This is a genomic window from Actinoplanes sp. NPDC019969, from assembly GCF_055562375.1.
On sequence record NZ_JBVHFK010000008.1, the window covers coordinates 117,883 to 134,230 of the forward strand.

Annotated in this window: 15 protein-coding genes; 9 read left to right on the forward strand and 6 right to left on the reverse strand. The window is 73.0% G+C overall.

Annotation, left to right across the window (positions count from 1 at the left end; translation table 11 throughout):
* The first annotated feature begins 83 nt into the window (after positions 1–83).
* The 3 genes from ACZ3II_RS24155 to ACZ3II_RS24165 all read left to right on the forward strand — a co-directional run bounded on the left by ACZ3II_RS24155 (position 84) and on the right by ACZ3II_RS24165 (position 4,090).
* The gene (locus ACZ3II_RS24155) at positions 84–1,592 is read left to right on the forward strand and encodes an alpha/beta hydrolase (RefSeq protein ID WP_465519984.1); all 1,509 of its coding nucleotides are present in this window, start codon (positions 84–86) and stop codon (positions 1,590–1,592) included.
* A gap of 70 nt (positions 1,593–1,662) precedes the next feature.
* On the forward strand, positions 1,663–3,462 hold the full coding sequence (gene ggt / locus ACZ3II_RS24160) for a gamma-glutamyltransferase (RefSeq protein ID WP_465519985.1): 1,800 nt from the start codon (positions 1,663–1,665) through the stop codon (positions 3,460–3,462).
* A 55-nt stretch (positions 3,463–3,517) separates the two neighbouring features.
* Positions 3,518–4,090: a hypothetical protein gene (locus ACZ3II_RS24165; protein ID WP_465519986.1), complete on the forward strand. Its 573-nt coding sequence runs from the start codon at positions 3,518–3,520 to the stop codon at positions 4,088–4,090.
* Here the strand turns inward: ACZ3II_RS24165 and ACZ3II_RS24170 are convergent.
* The 5 genes from ACZ3II_RS24170 to ACZ3II_RS24190 all read right to left on the reverse strand — a co-directional run bounded on the left by ACZ3II_RS24170 (position 4,087) and on the right by ACZ3II_RS24190 (position 10,380).
* A complete protein-coding gene (locus tag ACZ3II_RS24170; protein ID WP_465519987.1) occupies positions 4,087–6,117 on the reverse strand; it encodes a sensor histidine kinase in 2,031 nt (676 codons plus the stop codon). The two genes, ACZ3II_RS24165 and ACZ3II_RS24170, sit on opposite strands and share 4 nt — an antisense overlap.
* A 170-nt stretch (positions 6,118–6,287) precedes the next feature.
* Positions 6,288–6,968: a tRNA (guanosine(46)-N7)-methyltransferase TrmB gene (gene trmB, locus ACZ3II_RS24175; RefSeq protein WP_465519988.1), complete on the reverse strand. Its 681-nt coding sequence runs from the start codon at positions 6,966–6,968 to the stop codon at positions 6,288–6,290.
* A gap of 121 nt (positions 6,969–7,089) precedes the next feature.
* A complete protein-coding gene (locus ACZ3II_RS24180) occupies positions 7,090–8,076 on the reverse strand; it encodes a hypothetical protein (RefSeq protein ID WP_465519989.1) in 987 nt (328 codons plus the stop codon).
* Positions 8,077–8,425: 349 nt separating this feature from the next.
* Positions 8,426–9,394, reverse strand: a complete 969-nt coding sequence (locus tag ACZ3II_RS24185) for a DMT family transporter (RefSeq protein WP_465519990.1) — start codon at positions 9,392–9,394, stop codon at positions 8,426–8,428.
* Between the two features lie 371 nt (positions 9,395–9,765).
* A complete protein-coding gene (locus ACZ3II_RS24190; RefSeq protein ID WP_465520262.1) occupies positions 9,766–10,380 on the reverse strand; it encodes a hypothetical protein in 615 nt (204 codons plus the stop codon).
* A gap of 248 nt (positions 10,381–10,628) precedes the next feature.
* On the opposite strand from ACZ3II_RS24190, the gene ACZ3II_RS24195 reads away from it, so the two are divergent.
* Entirely contained in the window at positions 10,629–11,081 is a 453-nt protein-coding gene (locus tag ACZ3II_RS24195; RefSeq protein ID WP_465519991.1) for a hypothetical protein, read from the forward strand.
* An 81-nt stretch (positions 11,082–11,162) separates the two neighbouring features.
* On the opposite strand, the gene ACZ3II_RS24200 is transcribed toward ACZ3II_RS24195, so the two are convergent.
* Positions 11,163–12,068: a proteasome assembly chaperone family protein gene (locus ACZ3II_RS24200; protein ID WP_465519992.1), complete on the reverse strand. Its 906-nt coding sequence runs from the start codon at positions 12,066–12,068 to the stop codon at positions 11,163–11,165.
* A gap of 262 nt (positions 12,069–12,330) precedes the next feature.
* Between ACZ3II_RS24200 and ACZ3II_RS24205 the strand changes: the two genes are divergently transcribed.
* The 5 genes from ACZ3II_RS24205 to ACZ3II_RS24225 are packed head-to-tail and all read left to right on the forward strand — an operon-like array spanning position 12,331 to position 16,341.
* Complete coding sequence (locus ACZ3II_RS24205; protein ID WP_465520263.1) at positions 12,331–12,942, forward strand: EcsC family protein; 612 nt, start codon at positions 12,331–12,333, stop codon at positions 12,940–12,942.
* A 31-nt stretch (positions 12,943–12,973) separates the two neighbouring features.
* Positions 12,974–13,558 carry a fibronectin type III domain-containing protein gene (locus tag ACZ3II_RS24210; RefSeq protein WP_465519993.1) on the forward strand — a complete coding sequence of 195 codons (585 nt, stop codon included), beginning with the start codon at positions 12,974–12,976 and terminating at the stop codon, positions 13,556–13,558.
* Positions 13,559–13,592: 34 nt separating this feature from the next.
* Positions 13,593–15,173, forward strand: a complete 1,581-nt coding sequence (locus tag ACZ3II_RS24215) for a Na+/H+ antiporter (RefSeq protein ID WP_465519994.1) — start codon at positions 13,593–13,595, stop codon at positions 15,171–15,173.
* Positions 15,170–15,433: a UBP-type zinc finger domain-containing protein gene (locus ACZ3II_RS24220; RefSeq protein WP_465519995.1), complete on the forward strand. Its 264-nt coding sequence runs from the start codon at positions 15,170–15,172 to the stop codon at positions 15,431–15,433. Before ACZ3II_RS24215 ends, ACZ3II_RS24220 begins: the two co-directional genes overlap by 4 nt.
* The gene (locus ACZ3II_RS24225; RefSeq protein ID WP_465519996.1) at positions 15,430–16,341 is read left to right on the forward strand and encodes a ketopantoate reductase family protein; all 912 of its coding nucleotides are present in this window, start codon (positions 15,430–15,432) and stop codon (positions 16,339–16,341) included. The genes ACZ3II_RS24220 and ACZ3II_RS24225 overlap by 4 nt, the downstream gene beginning before the upstream one ends.
* The last annotated feature ends 7 nt before the right edge of the window (positions 16,342–16,348 follow it).

The following is a 16,348-nucleotide window of genomic DNA, read 5'->3' on the forward strand; positions in this document are numbered from 1 at the left end:
TCGCACGCCGTCATGTGACCTAAATGCGTAAAATGCCACCGTTCACCTGATTCGCTCGGTGAATCCGGCCCAAGATGAGGCCGATGCGAGCTCTGGCACGGCCGGTCATGGCCGCGATCTTCACCTGCACAACCCTTCTCGGGTACGCGCCACAACCGGCCCTGGCCGACCGGGCCCTGGGCACGCCGCCCCGGGTCCTGCGCCACGAGGCCGGCACCGGCCCGATCCGCTGGAAGCCCTGCCCCGAGGACGAGAAGGTCCAGTGCGGCACGATGAGCGTCCCGGTCGACTGGACCGTCCCGCTCGGCGAGCACTTCGACCTCTACCTGGCCCGCAGCCCCGCCACCGACCCGAAGGCCCGCATCGGCGCCCTGATGGTGAATCCCGGCGGCCCCGGCGTCTCGGCCCTCAACATGGCCCTCGACCACGAGTTCTTCCACCCCGAGGTGCGCCGCCGGTTCGACATCGTCGGGATCGACCCGCGCGGTGTCGGCCGCAGCGCCCCGATCCTGTGCGATCAGGACCTGGTCGACGCGAAACCGGAACCGCTGATCACCACCGAGGACCAGTTCCGCCGCGCCGGGGAGCACAACCGGCGCCTGGCGAGCGACTGCGCCGGCCGCAGCGGCCCGATCTACGACCACGCGGACACGCTCAGCGTGGTCCGGGACATGGAGGCGGTCCGGATCGCGCTCGGCGAGCCGAGGATCAGTTTCTACGGCGCGTCGTACGGCACCCTGATCGGCCAGCTCTACGCCGAACGCCATCCGGACCGGCTGCGCGCCCTGGTGCTGGACAGCGTGATGGACCACAGCGCCGGGGTGGACGCGTTCCTGACCCAGACCGCGGAGGCGGTGCAGAGCGCGTTCGACCAGTTCGTGGCGTGGTGCGGGCGGGACGCCAGGTGTGTGCTGCGCGGGCGTGACATCAAGGCGATGTGGGCCGAGCTGATGCGGCGGGCGGCGGCCGGGACGCTGATCAGCCCGTACGACCCGCCGGACAAGCTGACCGCCTGGGACCTGATCTCGGCGGCGTTCAGCGCCTTCTACGACCCGCAGTGGTACTCGTTCGCGTACTACCTCAAGGAGGCGTACGACCCGGCCGCCCCGCTGGCCCGGTCGGCCCGGAGACGGGCCGAGGACCTGACCCCGCACAGTTTTCCTGCCGTCATCTGCCAGGACTGGTCGCTGCCGGTCGGCGGCTTCGGCGGGTTCCGCGACAAGCTGCGCGCGATGGCCGCCCGAGCCCCGCAGATGCGCGCCTCCCCGCTCGCGCTGACCGCCGTCTCCGGCTGCCTCGGCCGTCGCGAGGCCCCGGTCAACCCGCAGCGCCCGATCCCGCCCGCGACCGGCCCGGTGCTGCTGGTCAACGCCCGGTACGACCCGGCCACCGCCTACCCCTGGGCGCAGCAGGTGGCCCGCCGGCTCGGGCCGTCCGCCCGGTTGCTGACCTACCAGGGCTGGGGGCACGTCGCCTACACCCACAGCGACTGCGTGAGCGCCGCCGTGGACCGCTACCTCACCGACCTGACCCTGCCCGCGACGGACGCGACCTGCCCGGCGATCGAACCGAAGCCGTTCGGCGTCGGTTGAGAGGTTGTGTCCCTGTCCGATCACCGGTAGGCAGGGATGGACGACCGACTCTGTCCAACCTGGAGGACCGATGCGGCTTCTGCCCGCACTGACAGCGTTGTCCCTCACCGCCCTGGGTGTCGCGGTCGCGTCGCCACCGGCCCAGGCCGGTGGTCACCAGGCCGCGCCCAAGGTGCCGACCGCCACCGGGTACGGCGGCGCCGTCTCCACCGTCGACGCCGACGCCACCGCGATCGGCCTGGAGGTCCTGAAGCGGGGTGGCAACGCGGTGGACGCCGCGGTCGCCGCCGCCGCCGCGATCGGGGTCACCGAGCCGTTCTCGGCCGGGATCGGCGGTGGTGGCTTCTTCGTCTACTACGACGCCCGGTCCCGGACGGTCTCCACCATCGACGGACGGGAGACGGCGCCGGCCGCGGCCACCGAGAAGTACTTCATCGACCCGGCCGACGGGCTGCCGTACGAGTTCAACGAGGCCCGCGTCAGCGGCCTCTCCGCCGGCGTCCCCGGCACGCCCGCCACCTGGGAGAGCGCCCTCAAGCGGTGGGGCACCCGGTCGCTGGGCGCGTCCCTCGAGCCGGCCGCCCGGCTCGCCGAGCGCGGGTTCGTCGTCGACGCCACGTTCCGCCAGCAGATCGCCGACATCGCCGGGGCGTTCGGGCAGTTCGAGTCGACCAAGAAGCTGTACCTGCCGGGCGGGCAGCCGCCGGCGGTCGGGTCGATCCAGCGCAACCCGGACCTCGCGGCCACCTACCGGCTGCTCGGGAGGAAGGGCGCCGGGGCGCTCTACCGCGGGCCGCTCGCCCGGGACATCGTGCGGACGGTGCAGCACCCGCCGCTGGCCGCCGAACCGGCCGGCACGTGGGCGTACCCGATCCGCCCCGGTGTCCTGACCGAGGCCGACCTGGCGGCGTACCGCCTGCGGTTCCCGGCGCCGACCCGCTCCGACTACCGCGGGCTCACCCTCTACGGCATGTCCGCGCCGTCCAGCGGCGGCACCGCGGTCGGCGAGGCGCTGAACATCATCGAGGCCGGGCTGCCGACGTCCGCGACCACCACCGACAAGCTGCACCACTACCTGGAGTCGTCGGCCCTGGCCTTCGCCGACCGGAACCGGTACGTGGGGGCGTACACCGATCAGAAGGTCCTCCAGAAGTTGATCTCGGACCGGTGGGCCGCCCAGCGGGCCTGCCAGATCAGCCGCACCACCGCCCTCACCAAGCCGGTCGCCCCGGGTGACCTCAACGGCTCCGGATGCGCCACCGCCCCCGTCGGCGCGAAGGTCGAGGAGGGCCAGAGCACCAGCAACCTGACCGTCGCCGACCGCTGGGGCAACATCGTCGAGTACACCTTCACCATCGAGGCGACCGGCGGCAACGCGATGGTCGTGCCGGGCCGTGGCTTCCTGCTCAACAACGAGCTGACCGACTTCAACTTCGCGCCGACCCAGGGCGCCGCGCCCGACCCGAACCTGCCCGGCCCGGGCAAGCGGCCGCGCAGCTCGATGTCGCCGACCATCGTTCTCAAGGACGGCAAGCCGTTCCTGGCGCTCGGCTCGCCCGGCGGCGCCAGCATCATCACCACCGTCCTGCAGGTGCTGGTCAACCGGATCGACCTGGGCATGACCCTGCCGCAGGCGATGGCCGCGCCGCGCGCCTCGCAGCGCAACAGCGCCGGCATCCAGGCGGAACCGGCGTTCCGGGCGCTGTACGGGCCGCAGCTCACCGCGCTCGGCCACACCTTCGGCCCCGACGTGGCGGAACTCGGGGCGGCCACCGCCATCGAGTTCACCAGGGGCGGCGGCTTCATCGCCTCCGCCGAGCCGTCCCGCCGGGGCGGCGGCGCGGCAGGCGTGGTGCGCCCGGCCCGCTGAGTACGCGACTCCCCGGTCGATCGGCGACAATGGCCGGATCGACCGGGGAGGACCCATGAGCTATGAGAACCTGCCCCCGCACGAGGGCAACCTGGAGCAGTTCGCGCTGGCCACCCGCCGGGTGATCCGGTTCAGCATCGGCTTCCTGCTGGTCTCGCTGGCAGCGGCGCTGTTCGTGGTGGCCGTGCTGGGCAGCGGCGCCGACCCGGCCACGCCCGGCACCCAGAGCGGTGTCCTGATCGGCATGATGGCGCTCGGCCTGGTCACCTGGGTCTGTGTCATCGGCCTGCTGATCTCCACGATCGTCTGGATCATCAGCGCGCACCGGGTCTCCCCGAGCGGCCCCGGCCTCGCCGGTTACGGCGGCCTCTTCGTCACCCTGCTGCTGATCAGCCTGAGCTACCTCCTGGCGCTGCCCGGGGTGGTCCTGGCCGGGCTGCGCCTGGCCGGCTGGCTGACCCTGATCGCCGGGGTGGTCGCCACCCGCAACCGGGTGCGCCGCGAGACCGGCCGGGCCGACCTCGGCGGCAGCCGCCGGTCGATCATCAACAGCGACGACTGGGACGCCGCCAAGTGGGACCCCGAGGTGCAGCGCGACATCGACCGCCGCGGCCGCCCGACTCCTTAACGCATCTCGAGCGGCAACCGGACCAGCACGGTCGTCCCGGTGTCACCGCCGGTCAGCTCGATGCTGCCGTGATGCCGCTCGACCACCGCCCGGCTCAGCGTCAGGCCCAGGCCGCTGCCCGGCAGGGTCCGGTCGTGACCGCGGGACGTCCGGAAGTGCCCGGTGAACATCTGCTCCCGCTCGGCCCGCGGCACATCGGCGGCCGCGTCCGAGACGGCCAGTTCGGCGGCCCGGCCGGTGCTGCGCAACGACACCCCGACATGCCCGCCGTCCGGGCTGAACCGGACCGCGCTGCCCAGCAGGTTCTCCACGATGTGCCGCAGCCGGTCCCGGTCGCCGGGCACGATCAGCTCGCCCGGCAGGTCGGCGTCGATCACCACCGGGGCGCCGTCGATGGCGGCCCGGGTGCGGTCCACCACGTCCCGGACGACGGCGGCGAGATCCATCGGGGTACGCCGTACGTCCGCGTGCCCCGCGTCCAGCGCCGACAGCTCCAGCAACTCGTTGATGATCTCCCGGAGCTGGTTGGTGTTCCGCTCGATCACCTTGATCAGTCGCGGCCCGTCCCGGACCAGGGTCGCCTCGTCCGCCTCCCGCAACAGCTCGGTGTACGCGCTGATCGACGTGAGCGGGGTCCGCAGCTCGTGCCCGATCAGCGCCAGGTACTCGTTCTTGCTCCGGGTCAGCTGCCGCTGCAGGTCCTCCACCCGGCGGCGCTCCACGAACTGGCCCAGATGCGCGGCGATCCCCGACATCAGCGCGACCAGCTCGTCCTCCGGGTCCTCGATCGAGTCCGCGAAGACGGTCAGCACCCCGATCGTGCCCGTCCCGTCGTGCACCGGGATCGCCAGGGCGGTGTGCAGCCGGTCCGCGGAGGTGCCCGGCGAGATCAGGCTCTGCGGGCGGCCCACGTCCCGGATCCACAGCGGCTTGTCCACCTGCCAGGCCCGGCCGGCCAGGCCCTGCCCGTACGCCAGCCGCTCCGGCACCGGGATCCCGGACGGCCAGCCCGGGGCGCTCCAGCGGGCCGCCGCCCGGATCGTCCCGTCGTCGACCTTCCACAGCTCGGCGTGCACCCAGTCCAGGGTCGCGACCACCGCCTCCAGGACCCGCGGCCCGGCCGCCTCGATGCTCCGCGCCTCGGCGAGGGCCGTCGTCACCGCCAGCTCACAACTGCGGAACCGTTCCGCCCGCCGCTGCCGGGTCACGTCCTGCACCGCCTGCACCGCGCCGACGACCCGGCCGTCCGGCCCGTGGATCGGCTGCGCGTCCATCAGGAAGAACCGGGTCCGCCTGCCGTGATGCGCCGCGATCGGGGTGTCGCGTACCGGCTCGCCCCGCAACGCCCGGAACAGCCCCAGCTCCTGCTCCGGCAACGGCAGCCCGGTCACGTCGGTCAGCCCCGTCACGTCCTGCACCGGCAGGTCGCCCCAGAGCCGGCGCATCCGCTCGTTGACGAACACCACCCGCCCGTCGGCGTCGCACGCGCTCACCCCGTCGTGCAGGCTGTCCAGCACCGCGTCCAGGAACCGGTGCTGCTGCTCCAGCTCGTGCCGGGCCAGCTGCTCGCCGATCAGCAGCGTCGCCACGTCGGCCGCCTCGGCCGCCGCCGCGACCTGGTCCGGCGTCCACTCCCGGGGCCGGTGGTCGTAGGCGCAGCACACCCCGAGCACCAGGCCCATCCGGTCGTGCACCGGCAGCCCCAGATAGGCGCCGCCGTCGCGGCGCAGCACCCCGTCCGGCACCCGGTCGTCGCCGCTCGCGTCGCTGATCAGCAGGGGCAGGCCGGTCCGCATCACGATGCCGCCGAGCGAGTTCTCCAGGCCGGTCTCGGTCACCTCGTCCCAGTCGGCGGCGACACCCCAGCTGCCGTACAGCCGCAGCCGGTCACCCTCGGCGAACTGGATGCAGGCGCTCGGCGCCCCGGTCGCCCGGGCGGTCAGCGCGGCGAGCTGGTCGGCGGAGCCGCTGGTCAGCACCCCGCGGTGCAGGGCCGGCTCGAACAGCTCGGTGGCGGCCGCCGGCAAGCGCGGGTGCTCGTCGACGGCCGTCCCCCCGTAAGGCGCGGCCGCGCGTGCGAATGCCGCGTGTGTCCGTCCGGACCGCCCGGCATCGCCGGGGACATCTCGCCGCATGGCCGACCTCCACCCCTAGCCTAGAGGTGCGAATCGGCTCAAAACGGCAAATCGCCGTGGCTTCAGTCCCGGGCGTACCGCAGATCGGTGATCGGCCGCCCCGCCGCCGCCCCGCGCCGCTCGAACTTCGTCTCCGGCCGCCCGTGCGGCCCGTCCGGCAGCCGCCGCAGCCCCGGGTCCGCATCGAGGGTCTCGGCCATCGCCACCGCGTACTCCGGCCAGTCGGTGGCACAGTGCAGCACCCCGCCGGGCCGCAGCCGCTCGCGCAGCACCGCCACGTTCCCCGGCTGGATCAGCCGCCGCTTGTGATGCCGCGCCTTCGGCCACGGATCCGGGAAGAACACGTGCACCGCGTCCAGGCTCCCCGGCCCGATCCGCTGCACCAGCTGCATGGCGTCCCCGCAGGCCACCCGCACATTGGTGAGCCCCTGCTCGCCGACCAGTGCCAGGAGGTTCCCGATGCCGGGCGTGTGCACCTCGACACCGAGATAGCCCCGGTCCGGGTCCGCCGCCGCCATCGCGGCCGTCGCGTCCCCCATCCCGAACCCGATCTCCAGCACCACCGGCGCGGTCCGCCCGAACAGCGCGTCCAGATCCAGCGGGGTCCGGTCGCCGTCGGTCACGGTCAGCCCGTACCGCGGCCACAGCAGCGCGTGCGCGTCGGCATGGCGGCTGCTCATCCGGCCGCGTCGCGGATGAAAGGTGCGAATGGGCCTGGCGGCGGCGGTCTCGGTCTCAGTCATGGCGGCCCCACGATAGAACCGGAACCCCGCAACAGCGAAATCTTGCGGTACGCCGTCCTTCGAGCGTGTTGAGTACGGGCGCGCATAGCGGCCGAACTCCACACGCTCGCCCTTGCCGGCGTCAGCGGGGAAGAGGCTGCACGCTGGGCTGGGACCCGGACCGGAACGGTGTCCGCTTGCCCGTCGCCAGGCACAGCACCGTCACCCACGAGCCGCCGGCGTTCTGCCCGGTGACGACCGCCCGGTCCGTGCCGGCGTAGGACAGCTCCCGGTCCAGCGCCGTGCCGACGGTCCGCTTCTTCCCGGACGCGACGTCGTACTCGACGAGATGCACCGGCTCGTTCTCCGCCGCCGTCTCACCCTCCTGATAGGCCGTCCAGGACAGCTTCGCCCCGTCCGGCCGCCAGCTCGGCACCACCGCGAACCCGCTGTTCTGCAGGCTTCCGCCCCCGTACGCGGCGACGGTCTTCTCCGCCCCGTCCCGGAGCGTCCCGATGCTCAGACAGGCGTCGTACGTGGACTCGCAGTCCCCACCCCGGAACGCGATCCGGGTGCCGTCCGGCGACCAGGCCACCGCGTCGTCGTACCGGAGCCGTTCGTTCAGCGAGGCCTCGGACCCACCGGCCGGCGCCTCCTCCTCCGGCAGATCCTCACCCCGGCAGTCCCGTGGGAACAGCACCTCGGGCTTCGCCCCGGCCCCCGTCGCCGCGATCCGGTAGACGCCCGGCCCGCCCGTGCACGAGAGGGACGCGAACGCGATCCACTTCCCGTCCGGCGACCACGAGGGCCCCGCCGCGTACCGGGTCCCCAGCTGCCGCCGCCCACTGCCGTCCGCCCCCATGACCCAGAGCCGCCGGTCCTTCAGGAACGCGATCCGCCTGCCGTCCGGCGCCCAGCGCGGCCGGCTGTGCCCACCGCCGCTGGTCAGCTTCTTCTCGCCGGTGCCCTGGTCGACGTACAGCTCCCCGCGCCGCACGTACGCCACCCTGCTCCGCAGCCCCACCGACGCCCCGTCGACCCCACCCGTGGTCGCTCTCTCCACGGCGGCGGCGGGCCCCGCCGCCGGAAGGACCGAACCCCCGGCAGCCAGCGCCACCGCCAGTGCCACGTTTCCCACAACCCGACCGATCGTCATGGCCGAACGCCCCCCGAGGTCCCGCCCCCATCACCTACACCTGGAGTCATCGTCGCAACCGGTTGGCACCTAAGCCGTTCCCACGCCGAGACCCACGGAACTTCCCCTCCCGCTCCGCTCGCTGCCGGCAGGTGAACGTGCGGCCCACGGTGGTTCTCGTCCGGCTGGTCCTCATGGCTGTCTCCCGCCCCCCGAGACAGCCATGAGAGCCAGCCGAGGTCCTCCGCCCGGCTGCCGCCGGCGCCGAGGCCGGCCGGGCCGGTGCTCGGGAAAGCCGCTGCGGCCCCCGGTACCCGGACCTCGCTGCGCTTCCGGGGTTCCGTCAGCGCTGGCCGGACGTCACCGCCGGAGTGGTGGGCTGCCCTGTTGCGGGGCCGGCATTCAGGTACAGCGTGGCGACCGCTCCGAGCAACAGCAGGCCGCCGGCGATCGTCAGGGCGCCGAGCGGTTCGTCGATCAGCAGCACCGCCAGGACGGCCGCGGTCAACGGTTCGAGCAGGGTGACCACCACGGCGACACTGCCGGAGATGCGGCGCAGGCCGGTGTAGAACAGGGCGTACGCCAGCGCGGTGGTGATCGCGCCCGCATAGAACAGCAGGGCGATCGGCGTGAGCCGCGGTGTGAACGCCAGGCCCTCGACCGCGGCGAGCGGCAGGATCGCCACCGCCCCGACCGTGCAGGACAGCGTGGTCAGGATCAGCGGCTCCATGCCCTGGGTGGTGTGCCGGCTCAGCCCGGTGGACGCCGCGTAGACCACGCCCGATCCGATCGCGGCCAGCAGCCCCAGGCCGGCGGCGGTGGTGGCGCCCGGTTCGGCGGTGGCGCCGGCGATCAGCGCCAGACCGGCGATCGCAGCCGCCGAGGCGACGAGCGACGGGGTGCTCGGCCGCCGCCGGGTGTGCAGGGTCTCCCAGGCGCTCAGCAGTACGGGCGCGATCCCGAGACTGACCACGGTGGCGATGCTGACCCCGCCGAGCCGGACCGCCACGAAGTAGAGAGCCTGATAGGCCGCGAGCCCGGCACCCGCCGCGATCACCGCCACCGGCGCGGCCCGGAAGGCCGCAGCGATCCGCCGGCGTGCCGGCAACCCGATGAGCAGCAGAACCACGGCCGCCACCGCGAGCCGGTAGAACCCGATCGCCAGCGCGCCGAGCCCGGTGCGCTCGGCGACGACCTGAACGACGACGCCGGTGGTGCCCCAGAGGACCCCGGTGACGGAAACCTGCAGCAGGCTCAGCCGGGCACCGGCCGACGCCGAGGAGAAGAAGGAGGAAAGGTACGAGGTGAACACGTGCGCTCCGAGTGGAAGTGAGTCGTCGACGACCGGCGACGGAGCGCACGACACGGCCGCCGACCGAACGTCGCTCGATCAGCGCGGCAGCGCTCCGCTCAGGAGCGCGGCGGTGGCAGGACGCCAGGGAACGGACTCACGCCAGGCAGCCTAACGCCAACCCGCCCCAGGACCACGCCGCACCCGGCCCGAAGCGCAGCGGAAAGACGCCCGCCGCCAGTGCCTGCCGCCCGATGGAACGGCGGGTCCCGCAGGAGGGCGAAGCTGTGTGCCTTCGCGGGTAGGGCGGCGTGCAGGGATGGGAGGGCAGAAGACCCTGCGCGGGACAGCGCCGCGCGCCGTGCCCGGGTGAGGGCACGGCGCGCGGTGGGTCAGGCGGCTGGCCTGGCGGTGGCGGCCCACATCGCGGTGAAGGCGGCTGCCTCACCGGCCAGCCAGCTCTCGATGTCGGCGGGGCGGGCGGCCTGGTCGATGCGGTGGGCGACGCCGCGGCGCAGGTCGACCAGGACCGGCTCGGCGTTGGGCAGGATCTGGTCCATGTGGCGGGCCATCAGGTAGAGCATCGCGGTGGTGGCCTCCGGGCTCGGCGGCTCCTCGTCGAAGTGCAGGCGGACGGCCTCCCGGCGCCCGTCGGCGAAGCGCAGGCCGAAGTGCGGGTTGATCTTCACAGCCAGGGGGCCGACCGTGGCGATCGCGTCCCGGGTCTGTGCGAGGTCGACCTGCTCGGGGTCGCCGAGCGAGGCCAGATAGGTGCGGGCGCCGGAACGCAGCGCCTCGTAGAGCGGCTTCCAGCGGTCCTTCACCACGTCGACGACACCGCCGAGGTAGCTGCCGCCGGTGCGGAACGCGATGTCCGCCTTGAGTGCTTTCACCAGCTGGCCGTGCGGGTTGAAGCCGCTCCGCCGCTCCCGCTGCCGCCGGAGCCCGCCGACGAACGTGGCCTTGGCAGGACCGGTGCGGGAGACATACCGGGTGAAGCCCAGCATCGTCGCGTAGGGAGGGATCACGGGCACGGGGGTGGTGGTCGAGATCGTCACGTCGTCTCCTCACTCGCACTGCGGAAATCCGGGCAGGACCGGACCTCCAGGGCCCGAAGATCCGCAGCTCAGGTCCCCTGTTTCGTACATACATTCTAATCGACGGGTACGACATTCCCAACGCGAAAGAGCCCCCGCTCGTCGATGAATGACGACGCCGGGGCGGGCGGCGCGCGGCGGTGGCCAACCTCGTCGGCATGCGTCACACGTACTTCGCCGCTCGTTCCGATGCGGTCGCCGTCGTGGTCCTCGCCTGGCCCGGAGGCCTGCGCCGGCCGCCGACCGAGGCCGATGCCGCCGGACTGCTCTCCGAGCCGATCGAGGGGGTGCGGTTCTCCCAGGAGCTCGGCCACTTCGCCGACCTCCTCCTGGACGCCGGCGCCGATGTCGATCTGGAGGACTGGGAGCACCGCATCGCCGCCACCGCCGATGAGCGGGACGTCATCATCCGGGTGCCGCCGGTCCTGGTCCGGGCCATCGCGGACGCCGGCGTCGGCCACCTGCACAGCCTTGTCCCGGCGTGGGCGGAATTCCGGGACATCGCGGACCCGGACCCGATCCGGCTCCGCGCCTTCGCCACCGGCCTGCATCGCCTCTGCCGGACGGCGACCGAGGCCGAGGGTGGCGTCTACGTGCACGGATGGGCCTGACCCGGCCCGAACGCAGCCGCCACGACGCGAGGCGTGTCACCGGGCCGTCGCGTCGTGGCGGGTGGATCGATCGTGGTGGGGCTAGCTGTCGTCGCGGCTCTGCTCGGCGAGGAAGCGCTCCAGCTCCGCGCCCAGCTCCTCCGCCGTCGGCAGCGGGGTGTCGCTGTCGGCGAGGAGGTTGCCCTGCCGGCCGCGGAGGAACGCGTCGTACTGCGCCTCCAGCGACGTCACCAGCCGAGCCGCCTGCTCGTCGTCGGCGATCTGCTTGTCGACCTCGTCGCGGACCAGTTTCGCCGACTCCCGCAGCGTCCCGGTCGGCAGCGCCAGCCCGGTGATCGTCGACACCGAGTCGAGCAGCACCTCGGCCGCGGACGGGTACCCGGTCTGGGCGAGGTAGTGCGGCACGTGGGCGGCGTACCCCAGCGCGTCCCGCCCGGACTGGCCGAGCCGGAACTCCAGCAGGTTCCCGACGCTGGCCGGCACCTGCACCCGCTGCAGCCAGGACTCGTGCTCGCCGAGCAGCCGCTTGTCGGTGGCGTGTGCGGTGACCCCGACCGGCCGGGTGTGCGGCACGGCCATCGGGATCGCGTTGAGACCGACCGTGACGCTGACGCCGAGTTCGTCGATCAGCGCGGTCACGGCTTTGATGAACCGCTCCCACTGCAGGTCCGGCTCGGGCCCGGCGAGCAGCAGGAACGGGGTGCCGAGCTGGTCCTTGACCAGGTGCAGGGCGAGGACCGGCTCCTCGTAGCTCTCGAAGTGGTCGGCCACGAAGATCATCGGGGGGCGGCGGGAGCGGTAGTCCAGCAGTTGATCGAGGTCGAACGTGGCGATGACCTCGCTCTCCAGGTTGTCCAGCAGATTCTCTCTGGCCAGCTGGATCGCGCTGCCCGCGTCCACGAAACCGGTCAGCGCCTGGATGAGCACCGGGCCGTCCAGAGCCGGCAGGTCACCGGTCACCTCGTAGAGCCCGTGTGGGTCGAGCACGCTGCGAACCTCCCTGTGAAGCGGCGGCCCGCTGACGCGGGCCTCTCCGGCGGTAACAGCCGTCAGGCGGCCTTCATTCCGGCACATTCCCATTTTCCCGTACGGCAGGGGCCTGTGATGCTGCCCACCCCGTACTGCTGAGGGGGGTGCGCGCACCCCGCACAATGGCGTCCAGATCCTTCCCCCGCCCCCCTCGGAGTGATCTTTGACCAAGGAACTCGCAGTAGAGACCTCGACCCCGCCCGGCACGCTGTGGGCCCGGATGAAAGCCGACCCGCAGTACGCCCCCGAGCACCTGGCCCTGGAAGCGGTCCGCCGGCTCGGCCCGGAAGCCGCGGAATGGCACACCCGGATGCGCGCGGAACGCCCCGGCAGCACCCCGGACGAGCTGGCCACGCTCGCCGTCCGGCACTTCACCACGCTGGCCCGGGTCTCCGGCGCGGCAGCCGGCGCGGCGGGACTGCCCGGCGCGGTCCTCGACGTCGGCGTGCTCGCCTGGACCCAGGCCCGGATGGTGCTGCACGTGGCGGCCGCCCACGGCGCCGACCCGGCGGCCGGCGAGCGGGCCACCGACCTGCTGGTGCTGCAGCGGGTGCACCGGGTGGCCGAGACCGCCCGGACCGCGCTCGGCGTCGCCGCCGGGCGGGAACGCGCCAGCCGCATCTTCACCGGCGACTCCGGGCGGCCGCTCGGCGGCGTGCTGTTCCGGCTGAGCTTCAAGCTGGCGCAGATGGCCGGGGTCCGGGCCGCCAAGAAGGTGTTCGCCAAGATGGTGCCGGGCGCCGGCATCGTCCTCGGCACCTGGGCCAACTCGGCGGCCACCAAGGAGCTCGCCAGGCGGGCCCGGGAGCACTACGGGCCGGCGGGGTCCTAAGGTTCGGCGGCGGCGGCCCGAAACACCAGACGTGCTGGGATATCGGAAGGCCGCCGCCCTGACCCTGATCGCGCTGCCGATGCTGCTGGGCGCGTGCTCGTCCTCGTCGGGGCGCACCGGCGAGGACGACGACCGGTCCGGCACGAAGTGGATCGTGGTGTCCGAGGGCAACCCGACCCCGTCACCGTCGGAGACGATGGGCAAGCCCTCGCCGACACCGTCGACCACCTGGCCGCCGCTGCCGACCGGGAACGCCACACCGACGGCGGCGCCCGACCCGACCTGCACCCCGCGCCAGGCTCTGACCGGGATCAACGGCCTGGGTGTGGTGCCGTCCAGCACCAGCGCGGTGGTGACCTGGTACCACCCGGGAGGCGCGGACATCGTCGACTACCGGATCACGGCGATCAGTCAGGACCTGCGGGTCGGCGCGCAGGAGGAGGTCGGCTGGACCCGCAGCGCCCCGGAGAAGTGCGGGGAGGTCAGCGCCACCATCTCCGGGTTGTCGGCCGGGACCCCGTACGTCTTCGTGGTCGACGTCGTGCGGACCCGCAAGGGGATGGACGGCGTCTACGCCACGACGGTCGCCCGGTCCGGCGTGGTCAGCACCACGTAGGGGCCTGCCGGGGACAGTCTCTAAGCTTCCCGGCATGGAGACCATCGTCGACACGGTTGTTCTCGTCGGGATCTCCGTGGTCGGAGCGGCACTCGCCCGGCGGCTCGGGTTCGTGGCGCCTCTCGTGCTGCTCATCGCCGGGCTCGGTCTGTCGTACGTTCCCGGCTTCCCGGAGGCGCACCTCGAGCCCGAGCTCGTGCTGATCGGGATCCTGCCGCCGCTGCTGTACGTGGCCGCCCTGCAGACCTCGGTGCCCGCGTTCCGCCTGGCCCTCCGGCCGATCCTGCTGCTCGCGGTGGGCCTGGTGGTGCTGACCGCGATGGTCGTCGGCCTCCTCGTGCACTGGATGCTGCCCGCGGTGCCGCTGTCGGCGTGTGTGGCGCTCGGCGCGATCGTCGCCCCGCCCGACGCGGTGTCCGCGACCGCGATCGCCCGCCGGGTGGGGCTGCCCCGCCGGGTGGTCACCATCCTGGAGGGCGAGAGCCTGCTGAACGACGCGACCGCCCTGGTCATGGTGCGGGTCGCGGTCGGTGCGCTGGCCGGGAGCGCGATCGGGTTCTGGGACATCAGCGTCCGGGTGGTCACGACGGCGGGCGGTGGGCTGCTGATCGGGCTGGCGTTCGCGGTCGGCGCGGCCTGGCTGCACCGGAAGATCGTGGATCCGCTGCTGGACGACGCGGTGGCGCTGCTCACCCCGTTCGTCGTGGTGGTGGTCGCGGAGAGCCTGCACACCTCCAGCGTGGTGGCCGTGGTCATCGCCGGGCTGTACCTCGGGCACCGCATCCCGTACCTGCTGTCCGCGTCGTCCCGGCTGCAGATGGACGCGGTCTGGCGCCTGGTCAACTTCCTGCTGGAGGGTGTCGTCTTCCTCCTGGTCGGCCTGCAGTTGCGGACGGTGGTCAGCACCATCGAGACCGATCTGGCCACCACCGTGCAGGTCACCGCGGTGGTCTTCGGTGCGTTGCTGCTGATCCGGTTCCTGTGGATGTACCCCGCGACCTACCTGGCCCGGCTCATCCCGCGGATCCGCAACCGGGAGGACCGGCCGCCGGCTGCCGTGCCGACGGTGATCGCCTGGGCCGGCATGCGCGGCGTCGTCACCCTGGCCGCCGCGCAGACCCTGCCGGAGCCCACCGCCGACGGCACCGTCCCGGAGTACCCGCGGGAGCTGTTCGTCTTCGTCGCCTTCGCGGTGATCGTGCTGACCCTGCTGCTGCAGGGCACCACGCTGCCGTGGCTGGCCCGGCGCCTCGGCGTACGGGAGGACACCAGCGCCCAGGACGCCCTGGTCGAGGCCGGGGTGCAGCATCAGGCCGGCCGGGCCGCTCTGGAGGCGCTCGACGCGCACGCCGACGGCGCCCCGCCCGCGGTGGTGGACCGGCTGCGCGGCCTGGTGGAGAGCCGGGGCAACAACGCCTGGGAGCGGCTCGGCAGTCAGGAGCGGGAAACCCCGTCGGCGGCGTACGGTCGTCTCCGCCGGGAGATGATCAAAGCGGAACGGCACGTCTTCAAGATCGCCCGCAACGAGGGGCGGATCCCCGAGGAGGTGCTGACCCGCGCCCAGCGTGAACTCGACCTGGAAGAGTCCCAGCTGCAACGGAGTGAGGACCATTGATCTGCCAGCACCTGAAGGACGCGACCGAGCCGGCGCCGCTGAGCGCCTACGAGGACGGCTGCCGGCAGTGCCACGACATCGGCAACCACAACTGGGTGCACCTGCGCCTCTGCCTGGGCTGCGGGCTGGTCGCCTGCTGTGACTCGTCGCCGGGCCGGCACATGTCGGCCCACCACGCCGCCGAGGGACATCCGGTGATGCGCTCGTTCGAGCCGGGCGAGAGCTGGCGCTGGTGCTACGACGACGAGCAGCTCGGATGAGGACCCTGGTGGTCGGCGCCGGCGCGACCGGCGGCTACTTCGGTGGCCGCCTCGCGCAGGCCGGGCGGGACGTGACCTTCCTGGTCCGGCCCGGCCGCGCCGCGGTGCTCGCCGAACGCGGGCTGCGGATCAAGGCGCCGGACGGCGAGACGGTGCTCGAGCCGCGCACGATCACCGAGGCCGACGGGCCGTACGACGTGGTGCTGATCGCGGTGAAGAGCTATTCGCTGGAGCCGGCGCTGGCCGCCGCGCTGCCCGCGGCCGGCCCGCGGACCGTGGTGATCCCGCTGCTCAACGGCATGCGGCACATCGAGTCGCTGGTCCGGCGGTTCGGCTCGGACCGGGCCTGGGGCGGCGTCTGCATGATCAATGCGACGCTCGACCCGGACGGCGACGTGGTCCAGATGACCGGCCTGCACCGGCTCTCGTTCGGCCCGCTCGGCGGCGACGCCGACGCCGACGCCAGGCTGCTCCCGGTCACCGACACGCTGGCCGGCGCCGGTTTCGACGCCCGGGCCAGCGCCACGATCGTCCAGGAGCTGTGGGACAAGTGGGTGCTGCTGGCAACGCTCGGCGCGGCCACCACACTGATGCGCGCCTCGATCGGGGCGATCAACCGGGCGCCGGGCGGGCCGGACTTCCTGCACGCGCTCGCCGCCGAGGCCACCGCGGTCGCCGAGGCGTCCGGTCACCCGATCCGCGGGAAGGCCGCCGCCATGCTGGAGGCCACCATCGCGACCACCGAGCCGGCCACCTCGTCGATGTACCGCGACCTGATCCAGGGCCTGCCCGTCGAGGCCGACGCGATCGTCGGCGACCTGGTCACCGAGGCGGGGACCCACGGCGTGCCGGTTCCGCTGCTCGCCGCGGCCTACACCGGCCTCTGCGCGTACACCGCCGCCCGCTGAGATCCGG

Coding starts and splice junctions, on each gene's coding strand:
- ACZ3II_RS24155 (WP_465519984.1), top strand. CDS start 84: ATGCGAGCTCTGGCACGGCCGGTCATGGCCGCGATCTTCACCTGCACA.
- ACZ3II_RS24190 (WP_465520262.1), bottom strand. CDS start 10,380: ATGCTGGGCTTCACCCGGTATGTCTCCCGCACCGGTCCTGCCAAGGCC.
- ACZ3II_RS24205 (WP_465520263.1), top strand. CDS start 12,331: ATGAAAGCCGACCCGCAGTACGCCCCCGAGCACCTGGCCCTGGAAGCG.
- ACZ3II_RS24195 (WP_465519991.1), top strand. CDS start 10,629: ATGCGTCACACGTACTTCGCCGCTCGTTCCGATGCGGTCGCCGTCGTG.
- ggt (WP_465519985.1), top strand. CDS start 1,663: ATGCGGCTTCTGCCCGCACTGACAGCGTTGTCCCTCACCGCCCTGGGT.
- ACZ3II_RS24225 (WP_465519996.1), top strand. CDS start 15,430: ATGAGGACCCTGGTGGTCGGCGCCGGCGCGACCGGCGGCTACTTCGGT.
- ACZ3II_RS24215 (WP_465519994.1), top strand. CDS start 13,593: ATGGAGACCATCGTCGACACGGTTGTTCTCGTCGGGATCTCCGTGGTC.
- trmB (WP_465519988.1), bottom strand. CDS start 6,968: ATGACTGAGACCGAGACCGCCGCCGCCAGGCCCATTCGCACCTTTCAT.
- ACZ3II_RS24165 (WP_465519986.1), top strand. CDS start 3,518: ATGAGCTATGAGAACCTGCCCCCGCACGAGGGCAACCTGGAGCAGTTC.